Annotated in this window: 6 protein-coding genes; 3 read left to right on the top strand and 3 right to left on the bottom strand. The window is 69.9% G+C overall.

Annotation, left to right across the window (positions count from 1 at the left end):
* On the bottom strand, positions 1-611 hold a 611-nt coding region (locus WAN02_RS11075; RefSeq protein WP_422264211.1), incomplete at its 3' end, for a prephenate dehydratase domain-containing protein.
* Positions 612-699: 88 nt separating this feature from the next.
* On the opposite strand from WAN02_RS11075, the gene WAN02_RS11070 reads away from it, so the two are divergent.
* Genes WAN02_RS11070 through WAN02_RS11060 form a run of 3 tightly spaced genes read left to right on the top strand, consistent with a single transcriptional unit; the run spans position 700 to position 3,422 of the window.
* On the top strand, positions 700-1,503 hold the full coding sequence (locus tag WAN02_RS11070) for a DUF2470 domain-containing protein (RefSeq protein ID WP_422264210.1): 804 nt from the start codon (positions 700-702) through the stop codon (positions 1,501-1,503).
* A 30-nt stretch (positions 1,504-1,533) separates the two neighbouring features.
* Positions 1,534-2,307, top strand: a complete 774-nt coding sequence (locus tag WAN02_RS11065; RefSeq protein WP_422264209.1) for a CPBP family intramembrane glutamic endopeptidase — start codon at positions 1,534-1,536, stop codon at positions 2,305-2,307.
* A complete protein-coding gene (locus WAN02_RS11060; protein ID WP_422264208.1) occupies positions 2,295-3,422 on the top strand; it encodes an LCP family protein in 1,128 nt (375 codons plus the stop codon). Before WAN02_RS11065 ends, WAN02_RS11060 begins: the two co-directional genes overlap by 13 nt.
* Before the next feature lie 24 nt (positions 3,423-3,446).
* On the opposite strand, the gene WAN02_RS11055 is transcribed toward WAN02_RS11060, so the two are convergent.
* Positions 3,447-4,271, bottom strand: coding sequence for a glycerophosphodiester phosphodiesterase (locus WAN02_RS11055; RefSeq protein ID WP_422264207.1), 825 nt, complete (start codon positions 4,269-4,271; stop codon positions 3,447-3,449).
* A gap of 4 nt (positions 4,272-4,275) precedes the next feature.
* The coding region (locus WAN02_RS11050; protein WP_422264206.1) for a DUF4328 domain-containing protein at positions 4,276-5,233 on the bottom strand (958 nt) is incomplete at its 5' end.

The raw sequence follows: 5,233 nt of genomic DNA, 5'->3' as shown, positions 1-5,233 counted from the left end.
ACCGACGTCCGGTCGGCGCCGGTCCGGGCCGGCGGCGGGCCAGGCCGGCCGACCAGCACGAAGCGGGTGCGCGCATTGGCTTCGTCGACGACACCCTCGGCGAGCGTCGACAAACCCCGATGCGTGGCGGCCAGCGGGGAGCTCACCGCGGCGTCGACAAGTCCGTCTGCGACCTGTTGCGCCGCATCGGCATTGGAGATGGCCGGACGTAGTTCGGCGGCGGGCAGATGAGCGGCCAGCCACTGCCGCACCTGTGCGGCGGCCACCGGGAAGGCGGCCAACGTCCGCACCTCGGCGGCCGTGCGGCCGGGCTTGACGGCGATGCTGAACGCCACGTCGAGCGTCAGTTCCGCGAACACCTGCAGTGGCGTCCCGATCGCCAGGCTGTCCAGCGTGGGCATGATCGAGCCGTCGATCGAGTTCTCGATCGGCACGCAGGCGAATTCGGCGGCACCGTCGCGGACGGCGTCCAGCGCGGCGGTCGTGCTGTCGACCGGCAGCGGTTGCCAGTCGCCCCCACCACGCTGGGGAACCATGCCGGCATCGGTCATCTGCAACAGCGCGCCTTCGGTGAACGTCCCCGCGGGACCGAGATACGCGATGCTGACCACGATCAAAACCCTATCGGGTCGTAGGTCTTGCGCCCTCCGATCGCTCCTAGTTAAGTTAGGCTTACCTCACTTATTAGGACGGTCGACGATGACACTTGCTCACTGCCCGGCTCCGACGACGGCCGAGCGGATCCGCAGCACCTGCGTTCGAGCCGGTGGTGCGCTGCTCGCGGTCGACAGCGCCGAGCCGCTCACCACCCCGCTGCACCACCTGCTCAACGACGGTTCGTTCGCCGTCGGAGTGCCGATCGGCAGCGGGGTGGCCGAGCAGGTCGTCGACTCCGGCGCCGCGGGAGCCCCGGCCGTGCTGGAGCTGGCCGACTACGCGCCGCTGCCGCTGCGCGAACCGGTCCGCTCGCTGGTGTGGATTCGCGGACGACTGCATCAGGTGTCGCCGTCGACGGTGTGCGGGCTGCTCGACCTGATCGCGGCGGAGCACCCACACCCCGCGCTGCTGCAGGTGCAGACCCCCGGATCCCGCCCCGCCGCCGATGGGGACACTCAGTACCTGCTGGCCCGGCTGGAGATCGAGTCGGTGGTGGTGACCGACGCGACCGGCGCCGAGGCTGTCGACGCCGCCGCGCTGCTGGCGGCGCTCCCTGATCCGTTCTCCGCCTTGGAATCGAGCTGGATCAAGCATCTGGACACCGCCCACCGCGACGTGGTGGCACGGCTGGCCGCCCGGCTACCGGCGCGGCTGCGGCGCGGCGATGTACGTCCGCTCGGCATCGACCGCTACGGGATGCGACTGCGGGTGGAAAGCGCCGAGGGTGACAGCGACGTCCGGCTGCCGTTCCGCACGCCGGTCGACGACATGGTCGGATTAGGCCAGGCCATTCGGGTGCTGATGGGCTGCCCGTTCGTGAACGGCTTGCGAGCGCGCCGGGACTGAGCGGCCCCGCAGGGCGGTTACCGTGCAGGGGTGATTTCGCCCAGCAGTGCCGTCGACGGTCAGTCGGTCGAACGCCGGCCGCTGCGCGTCGAGCTCGCGATCGTGCTGAGCGTGACGTTCGGCCTCAGCGCCGTCACCGCGATCTTGCAGCTCGCCGACGGAGTCTTGCGGGGCTTGAGCGGCCAGCGGGTTCCGCTGAACCCGAAGCGGTCCTACTTCGACCTGATCGACCTCGGCCTGAATGCGACCGTCGTCGTGCAGTTGGTCGCCTGGGGCGCACTTGGCCTCTATCTGTTGTGGCGCACAGGATTACGGCCAGCAGGTGTCGGGTTGGGCCGTTTTCGATGGCGCCCCGACCTGCTCGGCGGCGTCGGGCTGGCCGCTTTGATCGGGCTGCCAGGGCTGGCGCTCTACCTCGCGGCGCGGGCCCTGCACATCAACGCCTCGGTCATCCCGTCGGGCCTGGGCGACACCTGGTGGCGGGTCCCGATGCTGGCGCTCACCGCCTTCGCCGATGGCTGGGCCGAAGAGATCATCGTCGTCGGCTATCTGCTCACCCGTTTGAGTCAGTTGGGTGTCGGCCCTCGCGCAGCGCTGCTGTGGTCGAGCGTGCTGCGCGGCGCGTATCACCTCTACCAGGGCTTCGGCGCCGGCCTGGGCAACATCGCGATGGGCCTGGTGTTCGGCTACGCCTGGCAGCGCACCGGACGGCTCTGGCCGCTGGTGATCGCGCACGGGCTGATCGACACCGTGGCGTTCGTCGGGTACGCCCTGCTGGCCGGCCACCTGGGGTGGCTGCATTGACCGTGCCTTCTGATCGCCTGCCGGCCGACCGCCCGCGTCGCCGGCCACCACCGCCGGGCACACCGCCGCCCAGGCCGGTGACGCCCAATCGGCTCAGCACGCGGCAACGTCGCCCACGGGACCGCATGCCACGCCGCAAACCAGCTCGCAAACGTGCTTGGGCACAAGTGATTTCGCTCAGCCTGGTCATCGTCGTGCTGCTGAGCTGCGCCGCGGCCCTGGGTGGCGCGCTGTGGCTGGAGACCGCTCTGCACCGACAGACGGTGCTGACGGACTACCCGGGCCGGCCGTCCGCCGGGCAGGGCAGCACCTGGTTACTAGTCGGCTCGGACAGCCGCGAAGGCCTCACCACGGAGCAGCAGCAGGCGCTGGCGACCGGCGGCGACACCGGCAACGGCCGCACCGACACCATTTTGTTGGTGCACGTGCCCGCGCTCGGGTCCGGCACGCCGACGACGATGGTGTCCATCCCGCGCGACTCCTACGTGCCGATTCCCGGCTACGGCCGAGACAAGATCAACGCGGCGTTCTCGATGGGCCGTGCGCCATTGCTGGCCCAGACGGTCGAGCAGGCCACCGGTCTGCGAATCGACCACTACGTCGAGATCGGGTTCGGCGGCTTCGCCGGATTGGTCGACGGACTGGGCGGGGTCACCGTGTGCCCGACCAGGCCGATCGACGACCCGCTGGCCGGCATAAACCTGCCCGCCGGGTGTCAGACGTTGGCGGGCCGTGACGCGCTCGGTTACGTCCGCAGCCGGGCCACCCCGCGCGCCGACCTGGACAGGATGGTCGACCAGCGGCAGTTCATGGCGGCGCTGCTGCATCGGGCCGCCAGCCCGGCGGTCTGGCTCAACCCGTGGCGGTGGTACGCGGTGCCGCATGCGGCGGTCGACGCGTTGACCGTCGACCGCGACGACCACGTCTGGGATCTGGCCCGGTTGGGCTGGGCGTTGCACGGGTCGACGACCACATTGACCGTGCCGATCGGCCAACTCACCAGCAGCGACGCCGGTTCGGTGGTGGTGTGGGATCACCAGAAGGCCGCCGCGCTGTTCGATGCACTGGCCGCCGACCAGCCGGTGCCGTCGACGGTTGTCGGCGACCAACCCTAGGCCGCCTCGAGGCTGATGGCCCGTCTAGTGCGGGTCGGCGCCGGTGAGGCCGTCTTCCAGCCACGCTTTGGCGCGGCCGGGATGGTTAGTGGCCAACCAGGCCACCCCCACGTCCCGGCAGAATCGGACGTCCTCATAGTCGTCGGGCGTCCAGCAGTACAGCGCCCGGCCCTGCGCGGCCGCCTGGTCGACGAGCTCGGGGTGTTCCCGCAGGGTGGCAATAGACGGCCCGACGGCAGTGGCTCCGATCGTGCTGGCCGCTCTGCTGGCCAGGTATCGATGGCTCCTGCCGAGCAGCACCGTCGGCAGCAGCGGCGCCGCCCGCCGAACCCGCCACAGCGCCGCCCCGGAGAACGACATCACCACCGCCCGGGATCGATCGGCGGATGCCGGCGCGGCGATGCCGTAACGGTGCAACAGCGCCAGCACTTTGCTTTCCACCAGTGCGCCGTAGCGCACCGGATGCTTGGTCTCGACGAAGAGCTTCACCGGCCGCTTCCAATCCAGCACCAGCGAGACCAGCGCGTCCAACGTCAGCAGCCCGGTATCGCCGTGGGTGCCATCGGCGCGCCAACTGCCGTGCCACGAACCGAATTCCAGCTCACGAAGCTGCGCCAGCGTCATCATGCTGACCAGACCGGCGCCGCTGGACGTCCGGTCGAGCTTGCGGTCGTGGACGCAAACCAGGTGCCCATCGCGGGTGAGCCGCACGTCGCACTCCACGCCGTCGGCGCCCTCCCGCAGCGCGAGATCGTAAGCGGCCAGGGTGTGTTCCGGCAGCGAGGCCGAAGCGCCGCGATGGGCCACGACGAACGGGTGCCGAGAGACCACCTCCTCGGCCCACGTCATATCTCTATGCTGCCGGTTCTTCACCCGGCAACTCAAGCGCTGCAGCAGATTCCGTGCCGACGAGTTCATCGTCGGCAACCACGACCCAGCGGTGGGCGGGCCGTTCGACCGGCTTTGCCTCGAATCCTTCGAAGACTTTCGCGGTCGCCAGCACTGCTATCAGTGCCAGCAGGTACGCGACGATCATCGCGACCGTGTTGTTGGCGATTCCCTGCGAGTCCTGCGCGCCGCTGGTGACCGACGCGAAGACCGACGTCACGCAGCTGAGCAGCCACAGCAGCCACCAACCCCAGATCACGTGGCGCAAGCGGGCGTAGTGGTCCTCGGTTTTGGCCAGCTCGATGACATAGACCAGCGACCAGACTCCCGCCACCAGGGGCAGAGAACAGAACCCGACACAGGCCGCCATCAACGCCCAGCTGGCCGAGTGCCCCGTGGTCGCCGCCACGACGGCGAAGGTGATGGCCAGCGCCATCGCTGCCGACGGCGGCAGCAGCGTGCCTGCCCACAACGCCCGGCGTGAACGGGATTCCGGCCGGCCGACGTGCTCGAACGCCGCGGCACGGCGGGCGATCAACCATCGCGTCAGCACCACCGCACAGCTCATCACCGCCGCGATCGCGGCCAGACTGGCCAACACACTCAGCAACGCCGCCGCATCCGCCACCACCCAGTTCAGCAGGGTGTTGCGATTGATGACCAGCAGCAGATACCGCACCAGATGCACCACCGCGGCGGCCCCCAACGCCACCGCGGAGATGAAGAACGCCGTACGCACCCGCTCGGGCGGCGGCGCCTGCCGCCGGGCCCGATCCGGCCCGGCGTCGTGATCGACCCGGTCCACCAGACCCCAGCGGGGTATCGAGAGATACCGAGGGGTCGGACCCAGCGGACGGCGACGACGACGAGGTGGAGGTGGCGGACCCGGACGCACCGCGATCCATCGGTAGCCCAGGGGTAGC

The sequence above is a fragment of the Mycobacterium sp. genome, assembly GCF_049281135.1.
GTDB lineage: Bacteria > Actinomycetota > Actinomycetes > Mycobacteriales > Mycobacteriaceae > Mycobacterium.
This window is presented reverse-complemented; position numbering and strand designations above follow the sequence as displayed.